The organism is Caballeronia sp. GAFFF2, assembly GCF_023631485.1.
GTDB lineage: Bacteria > Pseudomonadota > Gammaproteobacteria > Burkholderiales > Burkholderiaceae > Caballeronia.
The window spans coordinates 753,830-768,573 of record NZ_JALQDA010000027.1; the positions used below are offsets into that span (position 1 = coordinate 753,830).

Sequence of the window (14,744 nt, forward strand, 5' to 3'; positions counted from 1 at the left end):
CTTGACTAGCGCTTAATAAGCGCCGCCGACATGATGCTCGGCGACATAATGGTCCGGGCCGACCGCAACGAGTTTCGCCACCACCGGTTCGTCGCCGAGTTTGCGAATGGGGCTCGGTATTTCGTCGGCGGCGAGCATGCGTTTGGCGTGACGGCGCGCGGGATCGGCCACCGGCACCGCGCTCATCAGCTTTCTCGTGTACGGATGACGCGGCGCTTCGAACACCGCCGCGCGCGGCCCGATCTCGACGATCTGCCCGAGATACATCACCGCCACGCGATGACTCACGCGCTCGACCACCGCCATGTCGTGCGAGATGAAGAGATACGCGACGCCGAGTTCGCGCTGCAGATCGAGCATGAGATTGACGATCTGCGCGCGCACGGAGACATCGAGCGCGGAGACGGATTCATCGGCGATCACGACTTTCGGGTTCAATGCAAGCGCACGCGCAATGGCGATCCGTTGACGTTGCCCGCCCGAGAATTCATGCGGATAACGCTGCGCGGCTTCGGGCGGCAAGCCGACTTTTTCGAGCAGCCAATCCACGCGTTGTTGCGCTTCCCGTCCGCTTGCGACGTTGTGGACGAGGAGCGGTTCCATCACGGAAAAGCCCACGGTCAAACGTGGATTCAGCGAGGCGAACGGGTCCTGAAAGATGAACTGGATATTGCGGCGCAGCGCCTGAAGTTCGGGGCCTTTCAGCGCGCTGATGTCGCGTCCGTCGAATTCGATGGAACCGCTCTGGCTTTCGACGAGCCGCAAGAGCGAGCGCCCCGTGGTCGACTTGCCGCAGCCCGATTCGCCGACGAGCGCAAGCGTCTCGCCCGGACGCAGATCGAAACTCACGCGCTCGACCGCATGCACCGCCGCCGTCGTGCGTCCGAAGATGCCGGTCTTCACCGGATAGCGCGTGACCAGATCGCGCACGCGCAAAATTGGCCGCGCGGTTTCGTCGATGGCGGGCTGCGTCTCTCTTTCGACCGCCGCGGATGGCCGCAGCGCGCTGGCATCGTCGGGGGCGAGTTCGGCAGGCTCCACTTCGAGAATCGGAAACTTGGCGGGGCGATCGGTGCCCTGCATCGCGCCGAGCGTCGGCACGGCGGCGAGCAGCGCCTTCGTGTACGGATGCCGCGGACGCGCGAACAGCGCGTCGGATTCGGCTTCCTCCACCTTCTCGCCGCGATACATCACCAGCACGCGATCCGCCACTTCCGCGACCACGCCCATGTCGTGCGTGATGAAGATCACGGCCATGTTCATCTCGTCCTGCAGGCCGCGTACGAGTTGCAGAATCTGCGCCTGAATGGTCACGTCGAGCGCGGTGGTCGGTTCGTCGGCAATGAGCAGCGCGGGCCGGCACGAAAGCGCCATGGCGATCATCACGCGCTGCCGCATACCGCCCGACAACTGATGCGGATAGCGCCCGAACACGCGGCGCGCCTCGGGAATGCGCACGAGATCGAGCAGACGCAGCACTTCGTTCTTCGCCTCCGCGCGGCTCTTGCCCTGATGCAGCGCGATGGCTTCCGCGATTTGATCGCCCACCGTGAACACTGGATTGAGCGAGGTCATCGGCTCCTGGAAGATCATCGCGATATCGGCGCCGCGCACGCCGCGCATCGTGGCGGACGAGGCTTGCGCCAGATCGAGCACTTGCCCGCTGCGTCGCCGGAACGCCATGCTGCCTGCCGTCACCGCGCCGCCGCCGTGTTCGACGAGACGCATGAGCGCAAGCGACGTCACCGACTTGCCCGATCCCGATTCGCCGACAATGGCGAGCGTCTCGCCACGATCGACGGCAAAAGACATGTTGCGCACCGCTTCGACCGTGCGCGAGCGCGAGCGGAAAGTGACGGAGAGATCGCGTACGTCGATGACGCGTGCGTCGGGTAACGTCGTCATGTGCGGTAGATCGCCGTGAAGGGTTGCTCGCCCACGCGCGCGAATCCGCGATACATCCCTTCGGTATTGAACGGCAGCGTGACATTGCCCTTTGCATCGACGGCGATGAGTCCGCCGCGTCCATCGATACGCGGCAGCTTGTTCATCACGACATCGCGCGCGGCGACTTCGAGCGGCAGCCCGCGATATTCCATCTGCGCCGCCACGTCGTAGGCAGCCAGCATGCGCATGAACATCTCGCCCGTGCCCGTGGTCGAGACCGCACAGGTCGCATCGTTCGCGTAGCAGCCCGCGCCGATCAACGGAGCATCGCCGACGCGGCCGATCTGCTTGTTGGTCATGCCGCCCGTCGATGTCGCGGCCGCGAGATGACCGTGCGCGTCGAGCGCCACCGCGCCGACCGTGCCGAACTTCTTCGCAGGATCGAGCGGATCGTCTTCGCCTGCGGCGAGCGTCGCCGCGTCGTGATCGAGCATTGTGCCGGATGCGCCACGCGCCTTCTGCCATTGCTCGTAGCGCGCATCGGTATGAAAGTACGACGGCTCGACGAATTCGAGGCCTTGCGCCGCCGCGAACGCTTCCGCGCCGGCCGCCGTGAACATCACGTGTTCGCTCACGTCGAGTACGCGGCGCGCGGCGAGCACCGGGTTCTTCAAGCGCGTCACGCAAGAGACGGCGCCCGCTTCGAGCGTCGCGCCGTCCATGATGGATGCATCGAGTTCGTGCGTGCCCGCGGACGTGAAGACCGCGCCGTGACCTGCATTGAAAAGCGGACAATTTTCGAGCAGACGCACGGCTTCGGTGACGGCGTCGAGTGCGCTGCCGCCATCGGCGAGCAGGCGTTCAACCGCGCGCAGAATCTCCGCGAGCGCCGTGTGATAGCGCGCTTCGGCGTCGCTCTTGAGCGCGGCGCGTACGATCGTGCCGGCGCCGCCGTGAATGGCAATGACCGGAATGGCGTTCATGATTCGCGCGGCTCCGTGTGGGGATGTCGAGTCTGCCGGCGGCGCGGTGTTTGCACGCCGGACGCACTCTTGAGGATAGAAGGTGCGACGAGCCACGGCAGCACGAATTCGGTCAATCCGGATGCCGCCTCGACCGAACGCTTCGCGCGATGCGCAACGGCGTCGCACAAGGCTTCGATGACGGCAAGCACGGCGGTGTCGCAATTCGCGGCGAGCCGCCGTTCCGCGCCGATGGTCAGCACGAGATCCGCGATACGCGCGAGCGGCGACAAGATGCTGTCGGTGAGCGCAACCACGCGAACGCCATGGTCGCGCGCTTGCCGCGCAAGCGTGATGGTGTCGTCGACATAGCGCGGGAAGGCGATGGCAACGAGCAAATCCTCGCGCGATGCCGTGAACAGACGCCGCGCCGCATGCGATGGCCCGCCCGTCAGCGCGAGCGACTGCACGTTCGCGCAATAAGGCGTGAGGCCATGCTCCATGAGACCGGCGAGGAACGCGCTCGCGCCGTAACCGAGCACGAAGACCTGGCGCGCCGCGAGAATGGCTTCGACGACGGCGACGGCCTTCGCGGCATCGACGGAAGTCTGGGCAAGACGCAGGTTCGCCGACGCCTGCGCGAGCGAGGCATCGAAGACGTCCGCGCCGCTCGCGGGCGATTCCAGCGCGGAGCGCAATCGTTCGACCGGCGCGATGGTCGCTTCGAAGCCGCGCACCAGCGCCTCGCGAAACGCGGGATAGCCGGAAAAACCGAGCGCGCGCGCAAAGCGGTTCGCCGTGGCAACCGATGCCCCGACCGCTTCCGCCAGTTCGTCGATCCGCATGGTGGCCGAGCGAAACAGGTTGGCGAGCACGAACGCGCCCATGCGCTGATGGATCGGCGTCAGGCCCGGCATGGCCGCCGCGATGCGCGCGGAGATCAGATCGTCGGCATCCGTCGACGGATGGACCGCTGGTAAGCGTGACATGGGCGTTGGAACAATTCCCGCTGTAAGCAAATGCAATGAAAGTATATTTACCCAAAACAATCGCCGAAAAAAATTCATTTTCATCGAACGCGGGTTTTCGATAAGACGGTCAACGAGCAAACCGTGCGCGCGGAAATGGTGCGCGTTCATGCACAATACGGGGCGCCTTGCATTCGCCCTTTCGTGGAAGCCATGAATCTCGATTTTCTGCCCGACCAGTTGCAACAGCATTTGCCCACGCATCCGTGGGCGCAGCTGGTCTTCGGCATCGTCATGCTGGCGCTCGTCGCGCTCTTCGTGCAGTGGGTGGTCGCGCGCATCGTGCTCGTGATCGCGCACCGGCTGCTCGTGCTGGCCGGACACACCGCGTGGGATCAGGCGTTCATCCGCCGGCGCGCCTATCACCGGTTGTGGTACGCGGTGCCGTTTGCGACCATTGCGCTCGGTATCGACGACGTGCCGCATATCGGCCGCTGGGCGACGGTCATCGAGCGCGTGGCGCACAGCGGCGCGTGGGTGTGCGTGTTCCTCGCGACGGGCAGCGCGTTATCGGCGTGGCAGGACGTTTATGCGTCGAGCAAGGAAGCGCAGACGCGCTCCATCAAGGGCTATGTCCAGATCGGCAAGCTCGCGCTCGCGCTGGTGTGCAGCGTGCTCGTGCTGTCCATTCTCATCGACCGTTCGCCGCTCTGGATGCTCTCGGGTCTCGGCGCGTTGTCCGCCGTGCTGCTGCTCGTGTTCAAGGACACGCTGCTGTCGCTCGTCGCGAGCACGCAGCTCACGTCGAACGACATGCTGCGCATAGGCGACTGGATCGAGATGCCGCAAGCATCCGCCGATGGCTTCGTGAAGGACATCGCGTTGCATACGGTCAAGGTGCAGAACTGGGACAACACGGTCACCACGGTGCCGACCTACAAGCTCTTTTCGGAGAGCTATCGCAATTATCGGCACATGTTCGAATCGGGCGGGCGGCGCATCAAGCGGACCATGCGTATCGACGCGCAATGCGTGCGCTTTTTAAGCGACGACGAAACCGACCGTCTCATGCGCTTTCGCCTGCTGCACGATTATCTGCAGCAAAAACAAACGGAAGTCGAACAGGCCAACCGCAATCTCGGCGAACTCGCCAACGAACCCGCGAACCGGCGCAGGCTCACGAACATCGGCACGTTTCGCGCCTACGCGCTGGCTTACTTGCAGCGGCACCCCGAGATCCGGCAGGACATGACGATCATGGTGCGCATGATGGAGCCCGAATCGCAGGGCATTCCGGTGGAGGTCTACTGCTTCACCGCGACGACCGCCTGGACGCAGTACGAGCGCATTCAGGGCGATGTCTTCGACCATCTGCTGTCCATTCTTCCGGAGATGGGATTGCGGCTCTACCAAGCGCCGTCGGGCGCGGATATGTCGGGACTCTCGGGCCGTCTGCGCGGCGAAATGCCGACGCTTTGATTACGCCTTCACACGGGCGCGGGAAGAATCGGGCAAGAATCGTCCAGTTTTGTGTATTCACGCAAGGGTTTCGAATCCTTACGATGTGATCATCGCCGATGTGCCTTGTTTCCCGCCGCTTCGCCTGCCCGGTCAAGCGGCGGTGTGTAGTGGCGCGCATCGCCTTTCCATCGTCGGAATAAGGAAAACTCAACGTGATCGATCGCGTCCATGCCATGCGTGTCTTTACGCGTGTCGTCGATACGAACAGCTTCACGCGCGCTGCCGAATCGCTCGGCATGCCGCGTGCAAGCGTCTCGACGACTGTGCAACAACTCGAAGCATTGATCGGCGTGCAATTGCTCGCCCGCACCACGCGCCGCCTGAACCTCACGGTCGACGGCGCCGCTTATTACGAACGTTGCGCGCAGATTCTCGCGGATATCGACGAACTCGAATCCGGCTTCGGCGCGGGCGAGGAACGTCTGCGCGGACGGTTGCGCGTGGAGATGCCGGACACCGTCGCGACGTCCATCGTCGTGCCCGCGTTGCCGGAGTTCCATGCGCGTTATCCGCAGATCGAACTGTCGATCGGCATCGGCATGCGTAATGTCGATCTGGTCGGCGAAGGCGTCGATTGCAGCGTGCAGCTTGGCGAATTGCCTGACTCGGGGCTCATCGCGCGGCGGCTTGGCGTGCTCGAACAAGTGACTTGCGCGAGTCCCGCGTATCTGGAAAAGCACGGCATGCCCGCATCGGTCGATTCACTCGCGCAGCACGTCGCGGTGAACTGCGTGTCGAGCAAGAATGGCCGCCCCGCCGATTTCGATTTCGACGTGGACGGTGAAGCCGTCACCATGAAGATGCGCGGCTTCGTCCAGGTCGCCGATGAACACGCGTATCTCGCGTGCGGCATAGAAGGGCTCGGACTGATACAGCCGTTGCGGATCGCCGCGCAGCCGTATCTGCGCTCGGGGCAACTGGTGGAAGTGCTGCCGCAATGGAAGTCGCCGCCGCTGCGGGTCTCGGTGGCGTTCTTGAAGAGCAGGCAGGCGACGCCGCGCGTCTCGGTGTTCGTCGACTGGCTCGCGGACCTCTTCGAGCGCACGCAGCAAATGGACGATACGCTCACGAGCCTTTATCGCGCCGCGCGCCGCAACGCGCCCGCACGCCGCGACCGGCCTTCGGAAGAAACGGCCGACGTCTAACGAACGGGCGTGGCCGCGTCCTCGCCCACCACGGTGTTCCACTTGCGCACTTGCCAGCGTTCGACGAGACCGTTCACCACGTAAGGATCGTTACGTGCGAACGCCTCGGCGGCCGCGGGCGAGTCGCCCTGAAACAGCAATATGGCGCGATCGGCGGGCGCATCGAGCGCACCGGCCAGCACGATCTCGCCGCGCTCGGCTGCCTGCCAGGCGAGCTTCAGATGCGCATCGCGAAATTCCGCGCGCCGCTCGAGATAGTCGGCGCTGAGTTCGTAGATCATCAGGTAATGCATCGTCTGTCTCCTCGATGTGATTGCGAACGTGCGAAGTATCCTATTTTGCATGCTTTCGGAGTTATTTTAAGACTCCAATCAGAAGCGTCCGATCGCGTTCCCCGCAAGGATCAAACATCATCGACAGGTTAAGTCAAGGACCCGTCATGAAGCGCGATCAACCTCCCTGCAGTAGCTGCTCGAAGCACGAATGCCGTGCTTGCGTGTGGACCTCACCTCTCGATGCATCGTATCGCGCGTTCGTCCATTCGAACCCGGTCTACGCCATCCTCGCATCGAACGTGCATCAGCACGAACCCATGCCATCCGAAGCATCATGGCTCGGAATCGCCGCCAAACGCGTGGCCCGCTTTTTCTCGGATTCTTCCCTTCGGGCACGCTGATTCGAGCTCATGCCCGCTCAACCGTGACACGAACGTAACGGTTTCTGTAAATAAGTATCTCGAAAATATTTTAGGATAGCTGCGCATATAAAATGCGTCGCGTCAATGCGCCTTCATCTGGCGCTACAGCATATAGGATAGACAGTCGATGAGCATCAATCTGGTCCAGGCAGTCAGGTCCGCGATTACGGACCAAATCGCGGAACAGCTATCGCAGAAATTCGGTATCCCTGCGCAAATCGTTCAGCAGCTGACCGCACGCGCAGTGCCTGGTCTCGTTGCATCTCTCATGGAACGTTCGGCTTTTGCTGATGGCGCGAACGCGCTGTACACGGTCGTCATGTCGCCGGACGCGAACGCTTTTATCGCGGATCAGTTGAGCAACGTGATAACCACGACGAGTGGCCTCAAACACCTCGAAGCAAGCGGACATTTGATGGCCGCGCGCGCGACGGGACAACGCATCGACGCTCTGACAGATGCGGCTTCCATTGAGACCGGCGTGCCGGCACAAGCTACATCGGCCCTCTCGGGCATGCTCTCCGCCGTGTTGTTCGGTGTGCTGAAGCATTACTTCCTGCTCTCGCAGGTTTCGGTGCATGCGTTGCCCGCGCTGTTGCGCGATCAGGTAGCCGAAATCCGCGCAACGCTTTCGAACGGAATCGCGGCCGCCATTGGTCTTGGCAACACGGAAGGTTTTGCCAGCAATATCGCGGGCCGCCTGGATGCCGTCGGTTCGACGCTGGAACCGGCACTTGAGCCCGCTATTGCAACCATTCCGGCAACGGCGGCCATTGCGACGACAGCCCCACCGGCGCCGCGAGCCATTGCGCCTCTGGCACCCGCGCCCGCACCCGCACCCGCGCCCGCACCCACGCCCACGCCTGCGCCTGCTTCCACTCCCGCCCCCGCTTTCGCGGCCGCAACGACCCAAATGCGAGCACCCGTGCGCAAGCCCGCGCCGAAAAAGTCGCACAAATGGATTTGGCTCCTGTTTGCCATGCTCGCCGCGATTCTCGCGGCGGTGTACTACCGTGGCTTTACGAACGGCGACAAGTTCGACCTGAGAGCGTCGACCGCTGCATCACCCGTCACGCAGGTCACACCGGCTGCATCTTCGGTCGATACACAAGTCAATGGTTCAGACACGCTGCGCACGGACACGGCATCCGCAACGGCGATAGCTTCCTCGGTCGATGCCGCAAGCGGCATCGCGGCGGCTTCCGTACCCGATGCAGCACCGGCGAAGTCTAAAGACGCCAGCTTGCTGTTCCACGTGAGTTCTGCCGGCGTTCCTTCGATCGAGGCAACCGTTGCCACGGACGCCGAGAAGCAACGTCTGATCGATGCACTCGAACAGCACTTTGGCAAGAACTACAGCGCCAACGTTTCCGTCGATGCACAAGCGCGTCCCGCCACGTGGCTTTCGCACGTGACGGATCTCTTGCCGCTAATGGCCGTGCCGGGCGCGGAAGCGAAAATCGCGGGTTCGAAGGTTGAACTGAGCGGCACGGCCGCCGAAGCGAAATTCGGCTGGATGGATCGCTTGAAAACCACCTTCGGCGACATGTTTCAGGTTACCTCGTTCAACGTGGACAGCGCGGTCGCCAATGCCACGCAATCGTTCCGCAGCGCCATGAAGACACTGCTCGCCGCGGAAGATTCCTGTTCCGGCGACAAGCTCTCGAAGGTGCTCGATCTGCAGGTGGTCAACTTCGGACGCTCCAGCGCAACCGTGCCGCAAGACGCGTATGCCACGCTGGATCAGACTGCCGCGTTGCTGAAAGACTGCGCGGCCAAGGGTTCGATGGTCAAACTCGAAGTCGCGGGATACTCGGACGCAACAGGTGTTCCGTCAGCCAAACTGGAAATGTCGAGGGAACGCGCTCAAGCCGTGCGCGGCTATTTGATGAAAGCCGGCGTGCCTTCGAATTCCCTCACGTCGAACGGCTACGGCGACGCAAACCCTATCGCCGATAACGCCACCGCAAGCGGTCGTTTCGCCAACCGTCGTATCGAGTTCGTCGTGAAATAAGCTGCGGGTCGGTGACTCGCTGCTCGTTGTCTGCAAGCCGTCGCAAATGCGACGGCTTTTTTATTGCGCTGACGCTTTTCGAGCGCCGCTCAATGCGGCGCCGCGTAGTCGTTCTCGGCCCAGCGTTCGGCGCTTGTCTTGCTCAGCTTGAACGCAGGCGACACGCGCACGTGCGCGAGTTGCGTGCCAAATGCATCGAAGGCCTTCAGGTTGGCGTAGGGGTCGTCATCGTCGGGGACGATTTCCAGCGTGACGGTAACGTCTTCGCCACGTACGTCGATGGAAACGTTCTTGTGCAGCATGGCATGCCGCTGCTGCTCGTGACGGCGCAATACCTCCGACGCCGTCTTGACCAGCGTGCGAAAAGCGTTCGCGTCCAGCGGCTTCGGGTTCTTCTTGTCGCGGCCCATGGTCCACGGGCCGACGAGCGCGGGCTCGGCCTCGCCCGCCTGGATCATCGCGACGGCCCAGCCATCGTCGTCTTCGTTCTTCATGACGCGAGCGGTCCAGCCGTCGTCGCGCCAGAGGCGGTCTTCGTGAATCGGGTCGTCGGTTGCGGGGAAATCGGAATCAGTCATGGCGGCGCCGTGCAGGCAAAGTGATGCAGAACACGGATTTTACCGCGCGAGATGACGTGGCATCCCACGTGCTAAGGAGACTGGCCGAATGGCCAATCCCGGCCAAGTCGCGCGGCGTGTCATATCCAAACGCATTGTCGCGTGCTACTTTGGACGTGCCGGAATGCGTCCGGAGCAATCTCAGCCAACGAGCAGCAATTCAGAAGGAGCTACCGCATGTTTGCATTCATCGGGACTTTGATCGTCGGACTGGTTATCGGGCTCATTGCGCGCGCCGTCAAACCAGGCGATGACAGCATGGGCTGGATCATGACCATCGTGCTGGGGGTCGTCGGTTCGCTGGTGGCGGGCTATGTGGGACGCGCGCTCGGCTGGTATCAGCCCGGGCAGCCCGCCGGATGGATCGCCTCCGTTATCGGCGCAATCATCTTGCTCGTCGTGTGGGGCATGATCCGCAAGCGCAGCGTGTGATTCTTATCGGTTGTCGAAAAACGCCTCGTGCTTTTGGACGAGGCGTTTTTTTATTACCTTAACGCCGTAAGGCCGTATTGCCAGACAGAAGTCGTCACTACTTCGCCGTTTCGCACCACGCAATTGGGCAATGAACCGCCCAACCAATAAGCCAGCTCGGCCGGCCGACCGATTTTCCACGCGACGAAGTCCGCCGCCTTTCCCGCTTCCAGCGATCCATGCGAGCCGTGCAGGCCAAGTGCGCGCGCCGCATGAAGGGTCACGCCAGCGAGCGCTTCTTCCGGCGTCAGACGAAAGAGCGTGCAGCCGAGGTTGAGCATCATCCGCAACGAAAGCGCGGGCGATGTGCCGGGATTCAGATCGCTGGCGAGTGCAACTGGAACGCCGTGGCGCCGCAAGGCATCGACGGGCGGTAGCTGCGTTTCGCGCAGCATGTAGAACGCGCCAGGCAGCAACACGGCGACGGTGCCAGCGCTTGCCATCGCCGCGGCATCCTCGTCCGTCATGTATTCGAGATGATCGGCGGAAAGCGCCTGATAGCGCGCCGCGAGCGTCGAACCATGCAGCGACGACAACTGTTCGGCGTGCAGCTTCACCGGCACGCCGTGTTTTTGCGCGGCGAGAAACACTCGCTCGACTTGTTGCGGCGAAAACGCGAGATGCTCGCAAAAGGCATCGACGGCATCGACCAGGCCTTCATCGATGAGCGCCGGCAACATTTCATCGCAGACGAATGCGATGTAGTCGTCCGCGCGATTCGCATACTCGGGCGGCAGTGCGTGAGCTGCGAGACAGGTCGCGCGCACGGTCAAGGGCAGCGTTTCGCCAAGGCGCCGCGCGACTCTCAGCATCTTGCGTTCGTTCGCGAGATCGAGCCCGTAGCCGGATTTGACTTCAAGCACGGTCACGCCATCGCACAGCAGGCCGACGGCGCGCGCGCGGGCGCTTTCGAACAGCGCGTCCTCGCTGGCTTCACGCGTCGCGCGTACCGTGCTTGCAATACCGCCGCCGCGCGCCGCGATCTCCGCGTAGCTCGCGCCTTCCAGACGGGCCTCGAATTCGCCGCTGCGGTCGCCGCCGAAGACGAGATGCGTATGGCAATCGATTAGACCCGGCGTAACCCACGCGCCTTCGAGATCGATACGCTCGCAATCGCGCTCCGGCGCGGCGACGCGCGGCCCGATCCATTCGATACGCCCGCCATGCGTCAGGATCGCGGCATCTTCGATGATCGAATACTTGCCGCCCGTCATGGTTGCGACGTGGCAATGCTGCCAGAGCTTGTTCATCGCTTGCCGTTCGCTCCGTCGATCATCGGCAAGTCGAGGCCTTGCTCGCGCGCGCAGTCGACGGCGATGTCGTAGCCCGCATCGGCATGACGCATGACGCCGGTGGCCGGATCGTTATGCAGCACGCGGGCGATACGCGCGTCGGCTTCGACGCTGCCATCGCAGACGATCACGACGCCCGCGTGCTGCGAAAAGCCCATGCCGACGCCGCCGCCGTGATGGATCGACACCCACGTTGCGCCGCTCGCCGTGTTGAGCAGCGCGTTGAGAAGCGGCCAGTCGGAGACGGCGTCCGAGCCGTCCCGCATCGACTCGGTCTCGCGGTTGGGGCTCGCGACCGAACCGGAATCGAGATGATCGCGGCCGATCACCACCGGCGCGGACAGCTCGCCGTTGCGCACCATCTCGTTGAACGCGAGGCCGAGCTTCGCGCGTTGCCCGAGGCCGACCCAGCAGATGCGCGCCGGCAAGCCCTGGAAGCTGATGCGTTCGCGCGCCATGTCGAGCCAGCGATGCAGATGCGCGTCGTCCGCGATCAGCTCCTTCACCTTCGCGTCGGTCTTGTAGATGTCCTGCGGATCGCCAGAAAGCGCGGCCCAACGGAACGGTCCGACGCCCCGGCAAAACAGCGGCCGGATATAAGCGGGCACGAAGCCGGGGAAATCGAACGCATTCGTGACGCCTTCGTCCTTGGCCATCTGGCGGATGTTGTTGCCGTAATCGAACACCGGCACGCCTTGTTCGCGGAAGGCGAGCATTGCCCGCACGTGTTCGGCCATCGATTGCTTCGCCGCCTTCACCGTGCCCTGCGGATCGCTTTGCGCGCGATCGCGATACTGCGTCCACGTCCAGCCGTTCGGCAGATAGCCGTTGAGCGGATCGTGCGCGCTCGTCTGATCGGTTACGAGGTCCGGGCGCACGCCACGGCGCACGAGTTCGGGCAGAACATCGGCGGCGTTCCCGCAGAGTGCGACTGACACCGCGCGTCCTTCGGACGTGTATTGCTGCATGCGGGCAAGGGCATCGTCGAGATCGGTGGCTTGCTCATCGACATAACGTGTCTTCAGACGGAAATCGATCCGGCTCTGCTGGCATTCGATATTGAGCGAACACGCGCCCGCGAGCGTCGCGGCGAGCGGCTGCGCGCCACCCATGCCGCCAAGTCCGGCGGTCAGCACCCAGCGTCCCTTGAGATCGCCGCCGTAATGCTGCCGACCGGCTTCGACGAAGGTTTCATACGTGCCCTGCACGATTCCCTGGCTGCCAATGTAGATCCAGCTTCCCGCCGTCATCTGACCGTACATGGCGAGACCTTTGGCATCGAGTTCGTTGAAATGCTCCCAGTTCGCCCAGTGCGGCACGAGATTCGAATTGGCGATGAGCACGCGCGGCGCGTTCTCATGCGTCTTGAAGACGCCAACCGGCTTGCCCGATTGAATCAGCAGGGTTTCATCCGCTTCGAGCCGCTTGAGCGTTTCGACGATCTTGTCGAAGCTCGGCCAGTCACGCGCCGCGCGGCCAATTCCTCCATAGACCACCAGTTCGCGCGGATTCTCGGCGACTTCCGAGTCGAGATTGTTCATCAGCATGCGCAGCGGTGCCTCGGTCAGCCAGCTTTTGGCATTGAGTCGTGCGCCGCGCGGGGCGCGAATTTCAGTGTCGCGATAACGAGAAGATGAGGTCACGAGGCAGGCTCCTGCGCGTCGGAAGATTGAGCGAACGGACGCGGATTTCTCGCAGGCCCGAATTCCAGTTCATGTTCTTGTATATACAACTTTCGTTGTATTAGGGATTTCCCGACGCCAATTTCTCGTGTTTGGCAGCGCCTTGTATAGACAATGCAATCCGCCTCAAGTCTCCAGCGGCTTCAAGAACAATTCATGCTTCGGCGCGAAGTGCGCGTAAAGCGGCAGAATGGCGCCGCCCATCGCGCGTGCATCGGTGCCGATCTGTCCTTCCACCAAACGTGGACGCGTCATGCCTTGCCAGTCGAAATGGCTGAGCGCTTCATCCGTACGCCGGATGATCTCGCGCAGCAAGCCGCGATCGATTTCGCCGTCGATCACGACCGCCTCGAGATCCAGCAAAGCCGCCGACGACGCGATGCTCAACGCGATCGCCGGGCACGCGTCGTCGAGCCACGCCTCGGACAGCGGCCGCAGCGAAGCCGACCATGCGCGTTCGTCGTGAGCGGCGGCGGCGGGCGCGCCGGCCGCCGCGAACGCCTTTTCGAGCACATAGACCGACGCGGTGTTGAGCAACTGCGCCGCACCGTCGCGCTTTTGCAGCGGCAGCGAGCCGATTGCTCCCGCGTTGCCGCCCGGCCCCGCGTGCAAGCGGCCGTCGATGACCAGCCCGCCGCCGATGAACGTCCCGATGAACACGTACAGGAAGTTGCGCAACCCGCGCCCCTGCCCCATCACGAGTTCGGCGGCGCAGGCGGCCGTGGTGTCCTTTGCAAACTCGACGGGCAAGGCCGTGAGCGCCTGAATGCGCCCGCGGATATCGATCTCGTTCCATGCGGCGAGCACGTCGGGCGGCGTATCGAAGAAATCGCGCCAGCCGCCGAGCCACAACGGCGCTGCCACGCCGATGCCCGCGATCTTGCACGCGTCGTCGCCGAGCGCGTCGATGGCGCGCGTGAGCCGTGCGGCAAGTTCCGTGAAAAGCGCGGCGGGATCGGGATAGGGATAGTCGAGCGTGTCGCGCGTGCGAATGGCGCCGGTGAAGTCCATCGACAGCACGTCGAGGCTGCGTCGCCCCACTTTCACGCCGATGGAAAACGCGCCGTCCGCTCGCAGCGCAATCGGCACCGATGGCTGCCCGAGGCGCCCCGGCACACGCGTTCGCGCTTCCTTCACGAGCAGGCCGTCGTCGATAAGGTGATCGACGATCATCGACGCCGTTTGCATGGAAAGGCGCGTGAGGCGCGCGATGTCCGCCTTCGGCAGCGCGCCGTGCAGACGAATGGCCTGCAGCACGATGCGCTCGTTGAATTGGCGCATGCCGAGCTGATTCGAGCCGACCGAATGAACAGACGCTTGGCGCGAGGATCGATCAGGCATGCGCGCCCTCTTCGCAGCGCAAACACGCGCCATGCGAAGCGCGCTCCAGGTCGTTCATAAGCGGCTCCCGCTTCAAGTCCGGCGCGTTGATCGAGTTGAGGCATTCGCGCCGATTCTAGCAAGCTCCTGTAAGGAAACGGCCGCGTG

12 protein-coding genes are annotated in these 14,744 nt (G+C 63.3%); 4 read left to right on the top strand and 8 right to left on the bottom strand.

The annotated features are described in order from the left end of the window. Positions 1–12: 12 nt before the first annotated feature. From NCT04_RS19850 to NCT04_RS19860, 3 genes are read right to left on the bottom strand one after another with little or no spacing between them, the layout of a single operon-like run. Positions 13–1,905, bottom strand: a complete 1,893-nt coding sequence (locus tag NCT04_RS19850; protein ID WP_250467360.1) for a dipeptide ABC transporter ATP-binding protein — start codon at positions 1,903–1,905, stop codon at positions 13–15. Beyond that, complete coding sequence (locus NCT04_RS19855; RefSeq protein ID WP_250467361.1) at positions 1,902–2,870, bottom strand: isoaspartyl peptidase/L-asparaginase family protein; 969 nt, start codon at positions 2,868–2,870, stop codon at positions 1,902–1,904. Before NCT04_RS19855 ends, NCT04_RS19850 begins: the two co-directional genes overlap by 4 nt. Beyond that, positions 2,867–3,838 carry a MurR/RpiR family transcriptional regulator gene (locus tag NCT04_RS19860; RefSeq protein ID WP_250467362.1) on the bottom strand — a complete coding sequence of 324 codons (972 nt, stop codon included), beginning with the start codon at positions 3,836–3,838 and terminating at the stop codon, positions 2,867–2,869. The genes NCT04_RS19855 and NCT04_RS19860 overlap by 4 nt, the downstream gene beginning before the upstream one ends. Before the next feature lie 192 nt (positions 3,839–4,030). Here NCT04_RS19860 and NCT04_RS19865 point away from each other — a divergent pair, with 192 nt between their 5' ends. Together NCT04_RS19865 and NCT04_RS19870 are read left to right on the top strand one after the other, a co-directional pair. Further along, positions 4,031–5,296 carry a mechanosensitive ion channel family protein gene (locus NCT04_RS19865; protein WP_244829360.1) on the top strand — a complete coding sequence of 422 codons (1,266 nt, stop codon included), beginning with the start codon at positions 4,031–4,033 and terminating at the stop codon, positions 5,294–5,296. A 194-nt stretch (positions 5,297–5,490) separates the two neighbouring features. After that, positions 5,491–6,483, top strand: coding sequence for a LysR family transcriptional regulator (locus tag NCT04_RS19870; RefSeq protein WP_244829359.1), 993 nt, complete (start codon positions 5,491–5,493; stop codon positions 6,481–6,483). Here NCT04_RS19870 and NCT04_RS19875 read toward each other — a convergent pair. Then, positions 6,480–6,776, bottom strand: a complete 297-nt coding sequence (locus tag NCT04_RS19875) for a YciI-like protein (protein ID WP_250467363.1) — start codon at positions 6,774–6,776, stop codon at positions 6,480–6,482. The two genes, NCT04_RS19870 and NCT04_RS19875, sit on opposite strands and share 4 nt — an antisense overlap. A gap of 531 nt (positions 6,777–7,307) precedes the next feature. Between NCT04_RS19875 and NCT04_RS19880 the strand changes: the two genes are divergently transcribed. After that, positions 7,308–9,194: an OmpA family protein gene (locus tag NCT04_RS19880; protein WP_250467364.1), complete on the top strand. Its 1,887-nt coding sequence runs from the start codon at positions 7,308–7,310 to the stop codon at positions 9,192–9,194. A gap of 89 nt (positions 9,195–9,283) precedes the next feature. On the opposite strand, the gene NCT04_RS19885 is transcribed toward NCT04_RS19880, so the two are convergent. Beyond that, complete coding sequence (locus tag NCT04_RS19885) at positions 9,284–9,772, bottom strand: hypothetical protein (RefSeq protein ID WP_244829355.1); 489 nt, start codon at positions 9,770–9,772, stop codon at positions 9,284–9,286. 216 nt (positions 9,773–9,988) lie between these two features. Between NCT04_RS19885 and NCT04_RS19890 the strand changes: the two genes are divergently transcribed. Further along, positions 9,989–10,243, top strand: coding sequence for a GlsB/YeaQ/YmgE family stress response membrane protein (locus tag NCT04_RS19890; RefSeq protein ID WP_244829354.1), 255 nt, complete (start codon positions 9,989–9,991; stop codon positions 10,241–10,243). A 53-nt stretch (positions 10,244–10,296) separates the two neighbouring features. Here the strand turns inward: NCT04_RS19890 and hutI are convergent, their stop codons facing one another. From hutI to NCT04_RS19905, 3 genes are all read right to left on the bottom strand, one after another. Beyond that, positions 10,297–11,532, bottom strand: coding sequence for an imidazolonepropionase (hutI, locus tag NCT04_RS19895; RefSeq protein WP_250467365.1), 1,236 nt, complete (start codon positions 11,530–11,532; stop codon positions 10,297–10,299). Further along, on the bottom strand, positions 11,529–13,217 hold the full coding sequence (gene hutU, locus NCT04_RS19900) for a urocanate hydratase (RefSeq protein WP_250467366.1): 1,689 nt from the start codon (positions 13,215–13,217) through the stop codon (positions 11,529–11,531). Before hutU ends, hutI begins: the two co-directional genes overlap by 4 nt. Before the next feature lie 165 nt (positions 13,218–13,382). After that, positions 13,383–14,597: an ROK family transcriptional regulator gene (locus NCT04_RS19905; protein ID WP_250467367.1), complete on the bottom strand. Its 1,215-nt coding sequence runs from the start codon at positions 14,595–14,597 to the stop codon at positions 13,383–13,385. Between the last annotated feature and the right edge of the window lie 147 nt (positions 14,598–14,744).